We start from the raw sequence: 17,294 nt of genomic DNA, 5'->3' as shown, positions 1-17,294 counted from the left end.
GAGCCCGGCTCGGCGCGCCGCACGCCGGCGATTCCCGATCCCCTTGACGCCCGTCATCTAAGCCGGGCGTGCCGCCCCGGTCTCCGCGTGCGGCGCGGGCTCGGCCGGCATCGGCTGCTCGGGCGGCCGTGGTGCCGTACGGCGCCGGGTGAGCAGGAGCGCGAGCGATCCGGCGACCAGTCCCCAGAAGGCCGATCCGATGCCCGCGAAGGAGGTCGTCGAGGCGGTGACGACGAAGGTGACCGCGGCCGCCTCCCGCCGCTCCGTCCCGGTGAAGGCGGTGGCGAGAGAGGAGGCGAGGGCCGGGAGGAGCGCGAGCCCGGCCACGGCGGTGACCAGGACCGGCGGTGAGGCCACGACGAGCGCGGTGGCGAAGGCGGCGCCCAGCCCGAGGGTGAGCTGCCCGGCCCCGAGGGCCAGGGTGGCGGTCCAGCGGCGGGCCGGGTCGGGGTGGGCGTCGGGTCCGGCGGTCAGGGCGGCGGTGATGGCGGCGAGGTTGACGGCGTGCCCGCCGAACGGCGCGGCGGCCGTGCTGACGAGTCCCGTCGTCACCAGTGCGCCGCGCAGCGGCACCGGATAGCCGTAGGTCGACAGAACGGCCGCCCCGGGCACGTTCTGTCCCGCCATGGTCACCAGGAACAGCGGCAGTGCGATGCCGACGAGGGCCGGCAGGGTCACGGCGGGCATCGTGAACACCGGTTCGGGGCGCAGGGAGGCGGCCGGGAACGCGGCGCCGCCGATCGCGAGGCCGGCCACGGCCGCGACTAGCGCCCCGGCGACCGCCCACCGCCGGGCGTACCGCATGAGCACCGCCCAGGTCAGGGTGACCGGTCCCGCCAGCAGCGGGACGTCCACCATCGCGCGGAGCGGGGCGGTGCACAGCGGGAGCAGGACGCCGGCGAGCATGGCCGCCGCCATGGGGCCCGGGATCGCGGCGACGCCGCGGGCCAGCCACGGGACCAGCCCGGCGAGCACCGTCAGGACACCGCACACGGCGAAGGCCCCGATCGCCGCCGGGTAGCCGCCGGAGACCTGCCCGGTCGCGACGAGCAGCGCGGCGCCCGGAGTGGACCACGCGATCGCGATGGGCATCCGGTGCCGGACGGAGAGGACCGCGGCGGCGACGGCGATGCCCGCGCACAGCGCGAGCAGGCCGGAGGCCGCCTGCCGCGGGTCGGCCCCGACGGCCTGAAGGCCGGCGAGGACGACGGAGAACGAGCTGGCGTAACCGACGACGGCGCTGACCAGTCCGGCGAGCACCGGCTGCAGGATCCGCACCGTTCCTCCCTGGAATCCGGCCACAACCACGAGCGTTCCGTTTACGGAACGATTTCAGGTGTCACCATAGCCAGGTGGGTGCAGACGGGACAAGCCGGTTCGACCCGGCCATCGGGCGGCGGCTGCGCGGGCTGCGGGAGGCACGCGGGCTGTCGCTGTCGGAGCTCGCCCGCCGGGCAGGCGTCGGCAAGGCCACCGTGTCCGGGCTCGAGCACGGGACCCGCAACCCCACGCTGGAGACGATGTACGCGATCGCGGGCGCGTTGTCGGTCCCGATGAGCGCGCTGACGCTGGACCCCGGCGCTCCGGCCGGCGCGGCCTCGCCGGTGCGGGGCGCGGCCGTCGTCTCCACCCTGCTGGAGGTGTTCCGGGAGCCGGGCGCGACCTACGAGATGCTCCGGCTGCGGATACTCGCCGGGGTCGAGCAGACCTCGCCCGCGCACCCGCCCGGCGTCACCGAGCACCTCTCGGTCGTCCAGGGGACGATCAGGACGGGCCCCGCCGCCACGCCGCTGACCGCCGCCGCGGGGGAGCACATCTCGTGGGCCGCGGACGTCCCCCATGTCTACGCGGCCCTCGGCGGCGAGGAGGCGCACGCGATCCTCCTCATCCGCACCCCCCACGACCCGCCGGCGCTCAGCGGGTGAGCAGGCGGCGCAGGCGTGAGGCCGGCTGCGCGGGCGGGGGAGGCGGGGGCTCGATCAGGCCCAGCGCCTCCAGCCTGCGCTTCTTGAAGTAGCGTGCCGGGCCGTGGTCGCGCACGTAGACCGCCGCGGCCTCCCGCAGCCCGGGGTGCGCCGCGCTCTGCATGCAGTAGCCGACCGCCCCGACCAGGGCGGGCAGGTCCAGGGCGGGCGGCTCGGCGATCGTGCCGTCGGCCTCCAGCCGGGGCAGCGTCGCGTCCACGATCGTCGCCGGGATCCGGTTGCTGTTCTCGTACGGCGTGAGCCGTTCGAGCACGAGGCCGGTTCCGGCGGCCGCGACCGGCAGTCCGAACAGCCGCCGCGCGGTCACCAGCGCGGTGGAGAAGCACCCGGCGACCAGGTCGGGGCGGTGCGCGGCGAAGCACGCCTCGGCGGGCGTCGTCTCCGGCGCCACCCGGAGCTCGACGCCCAGCTCCGCGGCGACCGGCCGCAGCTCGCGGGCGTGCCGCCGCCCGGCCGCGGGGTGCGGCTTGAACAGCACGGTGCGGTGGCCGCGCGCCGCCAGGCCGCGCAGCATCCGCTCGTGCAGCCCGGCCTCCTCGGCGGCGGTGAGCAGGCCCAGCGAGGACAGGTACTGCCCGAGGATCATCGCCTCGGCGCGGGGGGCCGCCTCCGCCGCCTCCGCGACCCGGCCCGTCACCCGCGTGAACGACGCGTCCGCCAGCGCCTCGGCCGGCACGCCGTGCTCGGCCAGCAGCAGGGGGGCCAAACCCGGGACGAGATCGAGGTGGAGCAGCCGGCCGATCCGGCCGGCGATCTCCTGCGGCAGCGGGTCGCGGGTGGGCCCGTAGCTCATCAGCCCGTCGGAGTAGACGGTGATCGGGCAGTCCTTCACCAGGCCCGCGAGCGTCCGCGCCGGCGGCACCGCGATCGACTCCAGGACCAGCTCGCCGGGTTCCCCCAGCAGGTCGCGCAGCAGGCGGCCGAGCATGGGAGTCTCGATCGAGCGGGGCTTCCAGTCCGACGGGTGCAGCGGCGCGATGATCTCGTTCCAGGACAGCACGCGGTCGAACGCCCCGCGCAACGCGGCGAACCCCGGCGCCTCGTCCGGCGCCGGGGTCACCTCCGGGATCGCCGCGTTGTTCGACACCAGCAGGACCCTGGGCCCGCCGCCGAACCGTCCCTCGTCGATCGCCGCGGCGAGCGTCATCGCGCCGAACAGCGTGGAGGCGTAGAACAGCGTCGGGTCAGGCACTCGGGCCTCCGGGAAGGTAGGGGCCGAGCAGGGCGGCCCGCTCGGGCTCCAGGCCGCCGAGCGCCTCGGTCAGCGTCTCGCGCGGCAGCCGGGCGAGCGCCGCCCGCGCCCGCTCGTCGAACCGGGCCCGTACGGCCGGGGTGAACCGTTCGGCCAGCTCGGCGTGGTGGGCGAGCAGCGCGCAGAGGTTGCGGGCCGCCTTGGGCAGGTAGCGCGGCTCGGCCTCGTCCAGCACGATGTCGTAGGCGTCGAAGAAGTGCAGCTGCCGCTCGTCGCCGATCTGGGTGAGCGAGGCCGGGAGCCCCCGCCGGTAGAACAGCCCGGCGAGGGACACCACGGCGTACGACCGGGCCAGCCGGTGCAGCCGCCAGATCCACGGGCGGTCCTCGGCGGTGTGCAGGCCCGAGGGGAACGCCAGCAGGTCGCCCAGCTCGCGCCGGTAGATCCCGGCCCAGGCGTAGGGGTAGTCGACCATGGTCTTGAGCCCGGCCGGCAGGATGCTCTCGCGCGGGTCGAGCACCACCCCGCGGCGCGGCTGCGGCGCCCGGTGCGTCTCCCGTTTGCGGCCCTCGGCCTGCACGTGGTCCACCCGGACGAAGTCGCAGCCCAGCCCCTCGATCGCCGCGACCAGCCGGGGCAGGTAGCCCGGCGCGAGCCAGTCGTCGCCGTCGAGGAAGGTGACGTACCGGCCGGAGGCCAGCTTCAGCCCGGTGTTGCGCGCGTCGGCGAGCCCCAGCGGCACCGCGTTGCGGACGAGCGAGAGCCCCGGCAGGTCGCGCCGGAAGTCCTCGGCGACGTCCGCCGTCGCGTCGGCCGAGCCGTCGTCGACGACGACGACCTCGGTCTCGAACTCGCGCGTCCGGTTGCGCGCCAGGGACGCCAAGGCGTCACCGAGGTACGCCTCGCCGTCCCTGACGGGCACGATCACGGAAAGGGTGATCACGCCGTGACCCGGCGCAGGCGGGCCCGCGGGGCCTCCTCACCGGGGTAGACCCGCTTGACGCCGTCCCCGAGGGACTCCTCGATGATCCGGATGTCGCGGACGAGGTGCTCCAGGCCGCTCGGCTCCAGCGAGGCGGCGTGGTCGGAACCCCACATCGTGCGGTCGAGCGTGATGTGCCGCTCGACGGTGACCGCGCCCAGCGTCACGGCCGCCAGCGAGATCTGCAGCCCGCGCTCGTGCCCCGAGTAGCCGACCGGCACGCCGTACCGCTGCCGCAGCGTGGTGATCATGCGGAGATTGGCCTCCTCCGGAGGCAGCGGGTAGGTGGAGGTGGCGTGCATCATCACCAGGCGCTCGGTGCCGAGGATCTCCACCGCGGCGTCGATCTCCTCGATCGTCGACATGCCGGTGGACAGGATGACCGGCTTGCGGGTGGCCGCCAGCGCCCGGAGCAGTTCGTGGTCGGTCACCGAGGCCGAGGCCACCTTGTGCGCGACGACGTCCATGTTCTCCAGGAACTCCACCGACGGCACGTCCCAGGGCGAGGCGAACCAGTCGACGCCGCGCTCCTCGCAGTACTTGGCGATGTGGGCGTACTCGTCGGCGCCGAACTCGGTGCGGAGCTTGTACTCCATGTAGGTCATCTCGCCCCACGGCGTCTGCCGGATCTGGTCGCGCTGCTCCAGCGGCACGCAGATCTCCGGCGTCCGCTTCTGGAACTTGACCGCCTGGCAGCCGGCGTCGGCGGCCACGTCGATCAGCCTGCGCGCGATCTCCACGTCGCCGTTGTGGTTGATGCCGATCTCGCCGATCACGTAGACCGGCTGCCCGGGCCCGACCAGCGACCTGCCGATCCGCACCGGCCGGGGCTCCGCGAGCGGGGCCGCGCCGTACGCCGGGAGAACGGGGGCGGGGACCGTCTCGGGGGCGGGTTCGAGGGCGGCGGCCGGGCGGGCGGCGAGCACCCGGTCGGACAGTTCGCGCACCGCTCCAGCTCCGCCGGGGGCCGACAGCACGACGCGGGCGGCGGCGCGCACCCGGGGGTGGGCGTCGGGCACCGCGACCGGCCAGCCGACCATCGCCATGCAGGACAGGTCGTTGACGTCGTTGCCGACGTAGGCGACCCGCTCGGGGTCCAGCCCCTCGGCGGCGAGCCACGCGCGCAGCGCGGCGTCCTTGGCGCCGAGGCCCTGCACCACCGGCACACCGAGCTTGGCGGCGCGGGCGGCGACGACCGGGTTGCGCTCGGTGGACAGCACGAGCGTCTTCACCCCGGCGCGGCGCAGCAGCGCGATCCCCATGCCGTCGGAGCGGCTGACGGCGACCATCTCCCGGCCCTCGGAGTCGACGAACGCGCGGTCGTCGGTGTGCACGCCGTCGAAGTCGGTGACGACCGCGTCCACGTCGATGGGCAGCGGCTCGTCCACGAACGGGGCGAGCGCCCGGGCGATCTCCAGATCCTCCGGGACGTCGATCTCGACCGCGTGCCGGCTCGGCACCGGCTGGACCGCGACGGTGCCGAAGAACCGGTGGCCGCGCTCGCGCAGGCCCGCCGTACGCATCACGTAGAACGCGCCGGTCTCCCGGAAGTGGGGCTCGCGGTCCTGGCGGCGCGGGCGCACGGCCGGGTCGTGGTTCACCCCGTGCCCGGCGCCGGTCCAGACGAACTCGTAGGTCTCGACGCCGGAGAAGACCGAGTCGGCCTCGCCGCCGAGCACCCTGCCCACGGCCGCGTCGAGGTCGCGGGGGTCGATGAACGCGCTGGTGCACTGGACGAGGACGACGATCTCCGGGTCCTCGCCCGGCGTCTCGGACAGGGCGTGCAGCACGGCCGACTCGCTGGAGGCGGTCGGGCCGCTGAGGTCGGCGGGGCGGCGCACCACGCGGGCCCCGGCGTCCTCGGCCGCCCGGGCGATCAGGTCGTGGTCGGTGCTGACGACCACCTCGTCCACGAGCTCGGCGCGCAGGCAGGCGTCGACCGCGCGGGCCACGAGCGGAATGCCGCCCACCTTCTCCAGGTTCTTCAGCGGGACGCCCACCGAACCACCTCTGGCGGGGACGACTGCCAGCACTCGCACGAGTGACTCCTTCACCTGCGACATCGGGAACCCCGGGGGTCCTGGGGGGCGGGGTGTCGAGAAAACTAGCCAGCAGGTTGTCCCGTTGGGGGTTGCCCGGCTGAACGCGCAGGGGCGCCGGTCTTAACTTTGGGTGTCCTCGCCTCCGGGCCGCCGGTCCCGGCCGTCCGGCCGCGCGTCCTCGCCGTCCGGCCGCGCGTCCTCGCCGTCCGGCCGCGCGTCCTGGCCGCCGGGTCCCGGCGGCCCGTCCGGCTGGTCGGGCGCCAGCGGCAGCCGCAGCACGAACCGCACGCCGTCCTCGACGTTCTCCACCCGGATCGACCCTCCGTGGGCCTCCACGACCTCGCGGGCGATGGCCAGGCCGAGGCCGGTGCCGCCCCGGCTGCGGCTGCGCGCCGCGTCGGTCCGGTAGAACCGTTCGAAGATCCGTTCCTGGTCCGCCTCCGGGATGCACCCGCCGTCGTTGCGCACGCACAGGACCGCCTCGTCACCCGCCCGCTCGACGCACACGGACACCCCGGTCAGCGCGTGCCGCTCGGCGTTGTCGAGCAGGTTGGCCACCACCCGGGCGAGGTGCCGGCGCATGCCCCAGATGATCACCCCCGGCGTCTCGTGCAGCTGGGTCGGCAACCGGCCCGGCCGCCGGTCGACCTCGGCGACGACCAGATGCGACAGGTCGACCTCCTCCCTCGCGGTCTCGGGGACCGTGGGGATGCGGGCGAGCAGGAGCAGGTCGGAGACGATCGCCTCCAGGCGCTCGGTGTCGCGCAGCGCCGCGAGGACCGCCTCGGGGGTGTCCTCGGGATGCAGCCGCGCGCTCTCCAGCTGGGCGCGGATCCCGCAGATGGGGGTGAGCAGTTCGTGCGAGGCGTCGGCGGCGAACTGCCGCTGCCGCTGGATCGAGGTGTCGAGCCGGGCCAGCGCGTCGTTGGCGGTCCTGGCGAGGCGGGCGATCTCGTCGTCGCCGGGCGGCTCGGGCACCCGCGAGCCGGGGTTCTTCCCGCTGATCCCCGCGAGCTCCGACCGGATGGCCTCGACCGGGCGCAGCACGCGGCCGGCCGTCTTCCAGGCGGCCCATCCCGAGAGCGCGGCGAGCATCAGGGCCAGCAGGAGCAGCGACGGCAGGCCCAGGGGGCTGGTGAGGACCGCCGGGGCGGCGCGGCCCGCGTAGACGAAGTCGGAGCCGGGGCCGGGGAAGACGCGAACCACCGTCACGTACAGGCAGTCGCGGCCGTGGGGGGCGCAGGAGGTCGTCTGGGTCACGTCGCCGTCGGCGGCGGGGTGTAACGGGCTCAGCCGGTGGACGCCGTCGGCTCCCGCGCTGCTGGCGATCACCCGGCCGTCGGAGCTGACCACCTCCACCAGGTCGATGCCGTTGCCGCCGGTCGCCACCGGATTGGTCAGGCTGCCGTCGCGGACCGAGGCCGCGACGCGGCTCGCGGTGTCCAGGCTCTCGTTCCAGATCCCTTCGGCGACCGCGTGCCGCACGAGCACGTTGAGCACGACCGCGATCGGGATCAGCAGGCACGCCGCGAGCCCGGCCGCGATCAGCGTCAGCCGGGCTCGGAGTGACCGGGGGTGCTTGGGAACGAGCATCACCCGAGGCTATCCATGGTCATTACGCGAAAAACTCGCAAGAGCGGCAATAGAACACCAAACTTATCCAAAGACGGATTTATGGTGCATTACCGGACGCCTCGGTGAAGACCGCGACCGTGCGGGCGGGCACGCGCAGGACGCCGCTCGCCGGGTCGGCCGCCGCCTGGCGCACCACCGGGTCGGCCGACGCCGCCTGCACCGGGTGCAGCGCGACCTGGGCGCCCCTGACGCCGGGCACGGCCGGAGCGGCGGCCTGCGCGGTGGCGTTGAACACCACGTAGAGCGCCTTGACCGCGGGGTCGGCGCCGGCGGCGTCGATCCGCATGACGATCACTCCGGGCGTCCCCGAGGGCGGGAACGTCACCCGCCGGGCGATCGCCGCCGCCGAGCCCAGCGAGAACGCGGGGGAGGAGTACCTGATCCGCAGCAGCTCGCCGAACCCGGCCCGGGCCGCCCCGATCGCCGCGCAGTCCGGCCGCAGCGCGGGATCGGCCAGCAGCGGCCGCGCGTACGGCCAGCGCGCCTCGTTGTCCTTCGCGGGCGGCAGGCCGGCCCCGAAGCCGTTGCCCCGCTCGCAGTCCCACAGCAGCCGGTTGAACCAGTCGCCCGAGTCGTAGGAGTTGCGGTCGAGCGACTTGGACCGCAGCCGCTCGCTTCCGGCGTGGACGAACGCCGTGCCCTGGCCGAGCAGGGCCGTCGCCAGCGACAGCGTCTGCATCCTGACCCGGTCGGCCATCGGGGTGTCCCGCGGCAGCTTGTACGCCAGAGCGTCGAACAGCGTCTCGTTGTCGTGCGCGTCCACGTACGTCACCGCGTCGCCCGGCGTGGCGGCGTATCCCGCGGGGCCGCCGTTGTAGTCGATCTGCGAGCCCTTCACCGGCGTGCCCGACGACCCGGTGAACGTGAAGTCGCGCAGGTTGCCCGCGAGCCCGAGCCTGATCAGGTCCTCGTAGTGCGCGAGCCGGTCGCCGGGCCGGTCCGCGAGGCCGGAGCCGAAGCCCTGGACGCCCGGGTCGGCGTCGAACGGCGAACCGCCGCGCACCGCGTCGCGCAGCCGGTCGTTGAAGGTGCCGATCCCGGTCCCGGCCATGGCGGCCTGCGTGGCCTGCTCGAACCTGGCGCCACCCGCGACCTCGCCGAAGTCCCAGCCCTCGCCGTACAGGATGATCGACCTGCCGTCCACGCCGTCCCTGTCCGGCGTCAGCGCGTCGAGCGCCTTCCGCACGGCGAGGATGTTCGCCTTGGGGTGATGACCCATCAGGTCGAACCGGAACCCGTCGACCTTGTACTGCCGCGCCCAGGTGACGATCGAGTCGACCACGAGGCGGCCCATCATCGCGTGCTCCGGGGCGGTGTTCGCGCAGCAGGTGGAGGTGGCCACCGTGCCGTCGTCCATGAGCCGCTGGTAGTAGCCGGGTACGACGCGGTCGAGCACGCTGCCCGGGTCCTGCCCGGCGGCGTGCGTGTGGTTGTAGACCACGTCCATGACCACCCGCAGCCCCGCGCCGTTCAACCCCGCGACCATCTCGCGGAACTCCCTGATCCGCCGGTCCGGGTGGGTCGCGTACGACCCCTCCGGCACCGTGTAGTGCAGGGGGTCGTACCCCCAGTTGAAGGAGTCCTTGGCGGCCGTCTCCGCGACGCACGCCTGCTGGCGGTCGGAGTCCGGCGGCAGCGCGGCGAGGTCGCAGCCCGGCTCGGCGCGATCCGCCGCCAGGTCGGGCACGGTCGCGAAGTCGAAGACCGGCAGCAGGTGGACGTGGGTCAGCCCGTCCTTCGCCAGGCTCCGCAACTCGGTCATCCCCGCGCTGCCCGTCTCGGTGAACGCCTTGTACGTGCCGCGCTCGGCGGCCGGCACGGTGGCGTCGGAGGCGGAGAAGTCGCGCACGTGCAGTTCGTAGATCGACGCCCGGTCCTGCCGCACCGCCGGGGGCTTGCGCAGCGCCGTCCAGCCGTCCGGCCGCAGCGCCCGGTCGTCCAGGTCCACGATCTGGCTGCGCCCCGACCCGGCCGACACCGACAGGCTGTAGGGGTCGGTCACCTCGTTCGTCACGATCTTCCCGGCGGCCGGGGCGTAGACGGTGACGAGGTAAGTGTAGTACCTGCCCCGCCAGGACGGCGGGCCGGCGACGGACCACACGCCGGTGGCGTCGTCCCTGCGCATCGGGTGAACCGTCCGGCGGCCGGCCGACGGGCCGTCGTAGAGGGCCAGTTCGACGGTGCGGGCCGTCGGCGCCCACACCGACAGCGCGCCGCCGCCGGTCGGCCCCAGAGGGGCCCTGGCGGCCGCGGCGTACAGGTCGTCGAGCACGCCGGGGATCTGCGCGCCGGTGGCGGTCAGCAGCGCGCCCGAGGGCCCGCGCTCGACCGCCACGACCTGACCGCGCAGCGCGTCGCGCACGAGACCGGCGTCGCGCGGGTCCACCTTCAGCGCGCCGTACGCCGCCAGGTGCGGCCAGGCGGCCTTCTGCGCGTCGCTGAACTGCCCGGGGGCCAGCCGGATCAGGTGGACGTCGCCGGTGAGATCACCCTTCTCGTACGCGATGTCGCCCTTGGGGGAGTAGGCCAGCGCGTAGTGGTTCGCCGCCGCGACCTCGCCCTTCCAGGCCACCGTGTCGCGGTCGATCCACTGGGCCGTGGCCTTCGACAGGTCGGCGTCCGCTCCGGAGGCCGGCGGTTGCGGCAGCAGGTATCCGTCCACACCTGACAGTTTCCACGCCTCGTTGCCGGTTATCGCGAGGTCGAGCGACTGGTCGGCCTGCTGGTCCTTGACGTCGCCCTTGTGGACGATCCAGCCGAGCGACCGCGCGCCCTCCTTGAGCGGCACCTCGAAGTACACCCCGAAGAGGTCCTTCCCGGCCGGTTTCAGCGGGTCGCCCCACTCGACCGACCCGGCCGCGTCGCCCCAGAAGTGCAGGCCCCAGCCGTCGTAGTCGCCGTCGGCCCGGTGATAGTGCAGCACCGCGACGTGCCGGGCCGCCGCCGCGCTCGCGTGGACCGCGTTCTCGCCCGCGTTGACGTACGCCTCGGGCTGCCGGGCGGGGACGAACGACTGGTCCGGCCCGGGGTCCTTCGTGTCGCCCTTGTGCACGATGTAGTTCAGCGGCGCGTCCGCGTCCTTCAGCGGCACCCGCCAGAAGGCCCCGAAGGCGTCCGTGCCGTCCGGCGGGCGCGGCGAGGCCCACTCGGTGCCCGCGCCGTCGGCGAGCGCGTCGCCCCACAGGTGCAGGCCCCAGCCGTCGTACGCGCCGTCGGGGCGGTGGTAGCGGATCGTGGCGTAGCCCTGGGCGGCGGCCCGGGAGGCGTAAACCCCGGGCTTCCCCTCGGTGAGCCACACCTCGCCCGTACGGGCCGGATTGACCATCCGGTCGCCCTGGTCCTTGGTGTCGCCCTTGTGGGTGATCAGGCCGACCTCGGTGGCCCCCGGCTTCAGCTTGAGCCAGGCGAAGCGGCCGAAGGCGTCCTCGCCCTCGAAGGCGACCGGCGAGCCCCACTCGACCGTCTGGTCGATGTCGCCCCAGGCGTGCAGGCCCCAGCCGTCGTAGTCGCCGCCGTCGCGCCGGTAGTGGACCACCAGGTGGTCGCGCTTCACCGCGCCCGGCTCCTCCCCGGCCGGCTCCGGTCCGGCGGTCGCGGCCGCCGTGGCGCCCGCGTACCGGCCCGCCGCGTCCTTCACCACGGCCCTGTACGTGAGAGGGGTGCCCTCCGGCACGCCGGTCAGGTCGTGGAACACCCGGTAGACGCGGCCGTTGGGCGCGTCGTCGGTGCCGAGCACCCGCCACGGCGCGTCGCCCGCCTTGACGGCGAACGTGACCTGGGCGAAGCCGCCGTCGGGCACCTCCGCCGAGATCGGCACGCGGCCGTCGCCGGCGGTTCCGCGCAGTGCCGTCCCCGGCAGCGTGAGGGAGATCCGCGGAGCCGCCGCCGGAGCGGCGAGGGCCCTGTCCGCGCGGAAGACGACGGCCGTCAGCGGCGGCACGGTCACGGCCAGCCTTCCGTCCGCCGCGCTGGTGATCGCCTGCGTGCCCCCGTACACCTGGGTGAAGGAGGCTCCGGCCGAGTACGTGGGGATCTGGACGGCTCTGGCGGCCGTGCCGCTGTTGAGCGCCACCACGAACTCGACCCGCTCCCTGGCGCCGAGCCGGGAGAACGCGTACACACCGCCGTCGGCCAGCCGTTCGATCTGCGCGCCGTCCGCCAGCGCGGGATAGCGGTCGCGGAGCCGGGCCAGTTCGGCGATCGAGGTGTAGAGCGGGTGGGTGGTGACGTAGTTGTCCGCGGCGTGGGTGGCGGTGGTGCCGATGAGGTCGTCGTCGAGGTAGTCGGCGGTCTTCGAGGCGAACATGGTCTGCCGGGCGTCCTTGTCGCCGCCGTCGCCGGTGAAGCCCTGCTCGTCGCCGTAGTAGACCACCGGCTGGCCGCGGGTGAGATACATGAGCTGGTGGGCGAGGCGGTCGCGGGCGAGCAGGGCGGCGTCACCGGCCGACGGGGCGGCCTGCTTCAGGAAGTAGCCGATGCGGCCCATGTCGTGGTTGCCGAGGAACGTCGGCAGCGACGCGGCGTTGGAGTCGGCGTCGGTGAAGTAGTCGTCGGCCGCGTACAGCCTGCTCAGGCCCGCGGCGTCGCCGCCGGCCGCGTAGGAGCGGGCCGCCTCCTGGAAGCCGAAGTCGAGCGTGGCGTCGAGCGTGCCCGTGGTCGAGTATCGGCTCTCCACGGCCGGATCGGACGTGTAGACCTCACCGAACATGAAGAACCTGTCGTTGCCGAGCCTGGCCGCGTACGTGTGCAGCGCGGGCGCGAAGCGCTGCCAGAACTCCAGGTTCACCTGCTTTGCGGTGTCGATGCGGAAACCGTCGATCCCGGTCTCCTTCACCCACGTCCGGTAGATGTCCGTCATGCCCTTGACGACCTCGGGACGCTCGGTCCACAGGTCGTCGAGGCCGGAGAAGTCGCCGTACTCGGAGCTCTCGCCGGAGAAGGTCGAGTCGCCCCGGTTGTGGTACATCGTCGGGTCGTTCAGCCAGGACGGCACCTTCGACCTCGCCCGCACCACCGGCGTGTACGGGAAGGACTTCGCGGTGACCTTCGGGAAGTCGTCGCGCAGGGCGTAGTCGCGGTCGTCGAAGACGCGGCCGGAGGCGTCCACGTAGGGATAGGCGGCCTTGCCGCGATAGCCGTACGTCTTCTCGGCGTAGTCGACGAGGTCGGCGGTGTGGTTGGTGATGATGTCGAAGAACACCTTCATGCCGCGCTTGTGCGCCTCCTTGACGAGGCTCTTCATCTGCGCGTTGGTGCCGAGGTGCGGGTCGATCGCGGTGAAGTCGGTGATCCAGTAGCCGTGGTAGCCGGCGCTGGCCTCTGCCCCGGTGCCCTGCACGGGACGGTTCTTGAACGACGGCGTGAGCCAGATGGCCGTGCTGCCGAGGCCCTTGACGTAGTCGAGCCTGGAGATCAGCCCGGCGAGGTCGCCGCCCTGGTAGAAGCCCTTGTCGGCGGGATCGAACCCGGTCGTCAGCCGGTCGCCGGTCAGCCCGCCGCGGTCGTTGGAGGCGTCGCCGTTGGCGAACCGGTCGGTCATCACGAAGTAGAGGCGCTCCCGGGACAGGTCCACGCGGAGCGCGTCCCGGGCGAGCTCGGCGTCCGGCGGCGCGGCGGTGGGGGACGTGGTGAGGGACGTGGTGGCGGAGGCGGTGGCGGGAGGGGCGGCGAGGAGCGCGGCGGCCAGTGCCGTGGCCGAGAGTGCCGCGAGGGGCGCGCGCCCGCGCCGGTGCTGGGGGGTCACCATGGCCCGGAAGCTACTGTCCTGACCACGTTGGTGCAAGCATTTGCTGAAATTTCCAGAAACATTCCAGTCGCCTCGTGACCCGCCGCCGTAACAGGCGTGAAACCTGTGTCCGACACTGTTGGTGTCGCGTCGCCCGGCGCGGATGGAGGAGGAGGTGGTGGGGATGTTGCTGCGGCTGAGGGTCTCGCTCCCCGACCGGCCGGGGGTGCTCGGCCAGGTGGCGCGGGCGTTCGGGGTGATGGGCGCCGACATCCTGCAGGTCACCGTGCTGGAACGGGAGGCGGGCCGGGCCGTGGACGACTTCACCGTCTCCTGGTCGGGGGTGTTCGAGCCCGCCGAGCTGCGCGACCGCATCGGAGTGGTGCCCGGCACGCGGGTGGAGGGCGTGTGGCCGACCCGGGAGGTGCCCGGCGCGAGTCTCGACTACGACCTCCTCGGCCACGTCGCCGGCGACCCCGACCGCGCGTACGTCACCCTCGTGGACGCGGTGGCCGACCTGGTCAGCGCGGAGTGGGCGGTGACCGTCGACTCGACCGGCGGCGCGGTCGTCCACGGAAGCTGGCAGGCGCCCGAGTCGGTGCCGGCGGCCGAGTTGACCCCGCTGCGCGCCACGGCGTTCGAGGAGGGCGACCTGCACCTGGTCAGCGTGCCGATGGGCACCGTCCACCTGGTGGTGGCCAGATCCCAGGGCCCGGCCTTCCACCGGGCGGAGGTCGACAAGATCGTCCGGCTGGTGGGGATCGTCTCGGTGCTGGCCGGCGGCGTCAGCCGTACGGTGTGAGCCCCGGCCCGCAGGCCGGGACGGCGGGCGGTGTCAGCGGCGGGGCGGGTCGATGCGGTTGCCGTCCATGGTGAAGAGCATGAGGCGGGAGACGTCGACGGCGACCCGGCCATGCTCGCCCGCGCGCCACACCGGCCGGTTGCCCAGCCGGACGATCAGGTCGGCGCGCCGGTGCGTGCCCGACGACGTCGAGATCGGCGGCGGTTCCTCCTCCTCCGGCGCCGGCGATCCGTTCAGCAGGCGGCGCATCATCGACCGCGCCCTGCCGCCGCCGTTGGTGCCGTTCATCTGGCGGCGGTCCGGCGGCTCCGGCGCGGTGACGGCGGGGATCCCGGCCTCCAGGTAGGCCAGCCACTCGTGGCCGTGGTACTCCAGCGTCCTGACCCGGCCGAAGAAGGTCGGGCCCTCGGTCTTCTCCGGCACCGGGACGAGCCCGTCCGGCCGGATGCCCACGATGATCTGCATGCCGGTGTGCTGCGAGACCGCGTACGCGCGTGGATCGGTCCATGGCATGGTGATCTGATGGGGGCCGAAGTCGAGCATGATGAACTTGTTCTGCGGGGTGCGCACGGTCGCCGCCAGCAGGTTGAGCTGCTGGGAGTTGAGGAACGCGGCGGTGAAGGCGGTCGCCGGGTCGTTGTAGACCTGGGCAGGGGTGCCGAGGTCCTGCAGCACGCCCCTGTTCATGATCGCGATACGGTCGGCCAGGGTCAGCGCCTCGACCTGGTCGTGCGTCACGTAGATGGTGGTGACCCCGAGCGCTCGCACCAGTGACGAGATCTCCATGCGCAACTCGGTGCGCATGCCGGCGTCGAGGTTGGACAGCGGCTCGTCCATGAGGAAGAGGGAGGGCTGGCGCACGATCGCGCGGCCCATGGCGACGCGCTGGCGCTGTCCGCCGGAGAGCGTGCCCGGACGCCGGTCCAGCGTCTCGTCGATGTGCAGCGCCCGCGACAGCTCGACGACCCGCTGTTTGGCCGCGGCGGGGTCGGCTTTGGCGATCTCCAACGGGAACGACAGGTTGCCGCGCACCGTCCGGTGCGGATAGAGGGCGCCGTTCTGGAACACCATCGCCACGTCCCGGTCCCGGGGGGCGAGGTGGTTCGCGAGCTGCCCGCCCAGCCACAGGTCGCCGGAGGTGATCTCCTCCAGTCCCGCGATCATGCGCAGCAGCGTGGACTTGCCGCAGCCCGACGGGCCGAGCAGGACAAGAAGCTCGCCCTCGTCCGCACGCAGGTTCATGCGGTCGACCGCGAGGTACCCCCCCGGGTAGATCTTCGTCACGTTGTCGAGGACGACGGTGCTCATTGCAAGCTCGTTCCTCCCGGGCAGGAGAGCCCGGATCCCCAGCCGCCGATGTAAATGATGAGGTAGTACATCGCGTCGCGGGCACTCATGTCCATACGTGTCGTGAAAGATCCGGCATCTGCCTGCAACTTGCCGTTACTCCAAACTTTCCCCTTGCTAAAGCCGCGTGTCAGGGTTATGCCGTGACCTCCCTGACGCACCCCGGGAGGGGTCAAAGGTAACGAAATTGCTGAAACTTTCTGTAAGGCCTTTCATCGCCGGTGGCCCCCTGTTACCTTCCGGTCAAATCCCCCGACCAAGGAGTGCGACACAGATGAGGCGAGCCCTCACGTCCGCGGTGGTCGCCGCGGCGCTGGCTTTGGCGGTCACGGCCTGTGGCGGCGACTCGGGCGGCGACTCGGGCGGCGCCGGATCGGCGCCCGCCGGGAGCGCCGCTCCCGCCGAGGTGTCCGGCACGGTCACCTGGTGGGACACCTCGGACGCCACGACCGAGGGTCCGGTCTTCCAGGAGCTCATCAAGGACTTCGAGGCCAAGTACCCGAAGATCAAGGTCGAGTACGTCAACGTGCCGTTCGCGGACGCGCGGGACAAGTTCAAGACCGCCGCGCAGTCGGGGTCGGGCGCCCCCGACGTCCTGCGGACCGACGTCGGCTGGGTCGCGGAGTTCGCCTCCCTCGGCTACCTCGCGCCGCTCGACGGCACCGCGGCCGTCGACAAGCCCGAGGAGTTCCTGCCGGTCCCGGCCGCGAGCGGCAAGTACAACGGCAAGACGTACGGCGTGCCGCAGGTGACCGACACCCTCGGCCTGCTGTACAACAAGGAACTGCTGAAGAAGGCGGGCTACGACGAGCCTCCGGCCACGATGGCCGACCTCAAGAAGGCGGCGCTCGACGTCAAGTCGAAGACCGGAGCGGGCGGGCTCGCCCTGAACGTGGACGCCTACTTCCTCCTCCCGTTCATCTACGGCGAGGGCGGCAACTTCGTCGACGTACCGAACAAGAAGATCACGATCTCGTCCCCGCAGAGCGTGGCGGGAGTGAAGATCGTCGAGGACCTGATCACGTCCGGCGCCGCCGTCAAGCCCGCGCTGCAGGACAGCTACACGAACGCGGAGACCGCGTTCAAGGACGGCAAGGTCGCGATGATCTTCAACGGCCCGTGGTCGAACGCCGACAACCTCGGTGGCAAGGTGTTCAAGGACGACCCGGACAACTTCGGCGTCGCTCCGGTCCCGGCCGGCTCGGCGAAGGCGGGCGCGCCGCTCGGCGGCCACGACTACACCGTCTACGCGGGTTCGAAGAACCTCGACGCGTCCTACCTGTTCGTCCAGTTCATGGACAGCGCGGAGAGCCAGGCGAAGATCGCCGGCAAGCTCGGCCTGCTGCCGACCCGCCAGCCCGCCTACAGCGCCTCCGAGGCGACGGCCAACCCGAAGATCGCCCAGTGGCAGAAGCCGATGGAGTCGGCCGTCGAGCGCCCCTGGATCCCCGAGGCCGCCTCGCTGTTCCAGCCGCTGGTCGAGGGCTACCAGAAGCTCGCGGGCGGCCAGACGACCACCGAGCCCATGCTCAAGGACGTCGCCACCGCATACCAGGGCATCCTCAAGGGCTGGAGCCTGTAGGC

General features: G+C 72.9%; 10 protein-coding genes. 3 read left to right on the top strand and 7 right to left on the bottom strand.

Annotation, left to right across the window (positions count from 1 at the left end; translation table 11 throughout):
• Nucleotides 1-57: 57 nt before the first annotated feature.
• The gene (locus tag HHX37_RS17080) at nt 58-1,278 is read right to left on the bottom strand and encodes a benzoate/H(+) symporter BenE family transporter (RefSeq protein WP_310740411.1); all 1,221 of its coding nucleotides are present in this window, start codon (nt 1,276-1,278) and stop codon (nt 58-60) included.
• Nucleotides 1,279-1,352: 74 nt separating this feature from the next.
• Between HHX37_RS17080 and HHX37_RS17075 the strand changes: the two genes are divergently transcribed.
• Nucleotides 1,353-1,925, top strand: a complete 573-nt coding sequence (locus HHX37_RS17075; protein ID WP_310738046.1) for an XRE family transcriptional regulator — start codon at nt 1,353-1,355, stop codon at nt 1,923-1,925.
• Here the strand turns inward: HHX37_RS17075 and HHX37_RS17070 are convergent.
• The 5 genes from HHX37_RS17070 to pulA all read right to left on the bottom strand — a co-directional run bounded on the left by HHX37_RS17070 (nt 1,915) and on the right by pulA (nt 13,582).
• Nucleotides 1,915-3,177 (bottom strand): polysialyltransferase family glycosyltransferase, encoded by a 1,263-nt coding sequence (locus HHX37_RS17070; protein ID WP_310740410.1) that lies wholly within the window; start codon nt 3,175-3,177, stop codon nt 1,915-1,917. The genes HHX37_RS17075 and HHX37_RS17070 overlap by 11 nt on opposite strands.
• A complete protein-coding gene (locus HHX37_RS17065) occupies nt 3,170-4,120 on the bottom strand; it encodes a glycosyltransferase family 2 protein (RefSeq protein ID WP_182886037.1) in 951 nt (316 codons plus the stop codon). The genes HHX37_RS17070 and HHX37_RS17065 overlap by 8 nt, the downstream gene beginning before the upstream one ends.
• A complete protein-coding gene (locus HHX37_RS17060) occupies nt 4,117-6,198 on the bottom strand; it encodes an N-acetylneuraminate synthase family protein (protein ID WP_310740409.1) in 2,082 nt (693 codons plus the stop codon). The genes HHX37_RS17065 and HHX37_RS17060 overlap by 4 nt, the downstream gene beginning before the upstream one ends.
• Nucleotides 6,199-6,321: 123 nt before the next feature.
• Complete coding sequence (locus HHX37_RS17055) at nt 6,322-7,296, bottom strand: sensor histidine kinase (protein ID WP_396776075.1); 975 nt, start codon at nt 7,294-7,296, stop codon at nt 6,322-6,324.
• A 577-nt stretch (nt 7,297-7,873) separates the two neighbouring features.
• Nucleotides 7,874-13,582 (bottom strand): pullulanase-type alpha-1,6-glucosidase, encoded by a 5,709-nt coding sequence (pulA, locus tag HHX37_RS17050; protein ID WP_259406530.1) that lies wholly within the window; start codon nt 13,580-13,582, stop codon nt 7,874-7,876.
• Between the two features lie 163 nt (nt 13,583-13,745).
• Between pulA and HHX37_RS17045 the strand changes: the two genes are divergently transcribed.
• The gene (locus tag HHX37_RS17045) at nt 13,746-14,363 is read left to right on the top strand and encodes an amino acid-binding protein (protein ID WP_182880541.1); all 618 of its coding nucleotides are present in this window, start codon (nt 13,746-13,748) and stop codon (nt 14,361-14,363) included.
• Between the two features lie 33 nt (nt 14,364-14,396).
• Here the strand turns inward: HHX37_RS17045 and HHX37_RS17040 are convergent, their stop codons facing one another.
• Complete coding sequence (locus HHX37_RS17040; RefSeq protein ID WP_182886034.1) at nt 14,397-15,671, bottom strand: ABC transporter ATP-binding protein; 1,275 nt, start codon at nt 15,669-15,671, stop codon at nt 14,397-14,399.
• 313 nt (nt 15,672-15,984) lie between these two features.
• On the opposite strand from HHX37_RS17040, the gene HHX37_RS17035 reads away from it, so the two are divergent.
• On the top strand, nt 15,985-17,292 hold the full coding sequence (locus tag HHX37_RS17035; RefSeq protein ID WP_182880539.1) for an extracellular solute-binding protein: 1,308 nt from the start codon (nt 15,985-15,987) through the stop codon (nt 17,290-17,292).
• Nucleotides 17,293-17,294: the final 2 nt, after the last annotated feature.

The sequence above is a fragment of the Microbispora sp. H10885 genome, from assembly GCF_014161415.1.
In the GTDB taxonomy this organism is placed as follows: Bacteria; Actinomycetota; Actinomycetes; order Streptosporangiales; family Streptosporangiaceae; genus Microbispora; species Microbispora triticiradicis.
Note: the sequence above shows the minus strand (reverse complement) of the source record. Positions and strands in the feature narration are given on the sequence as shown.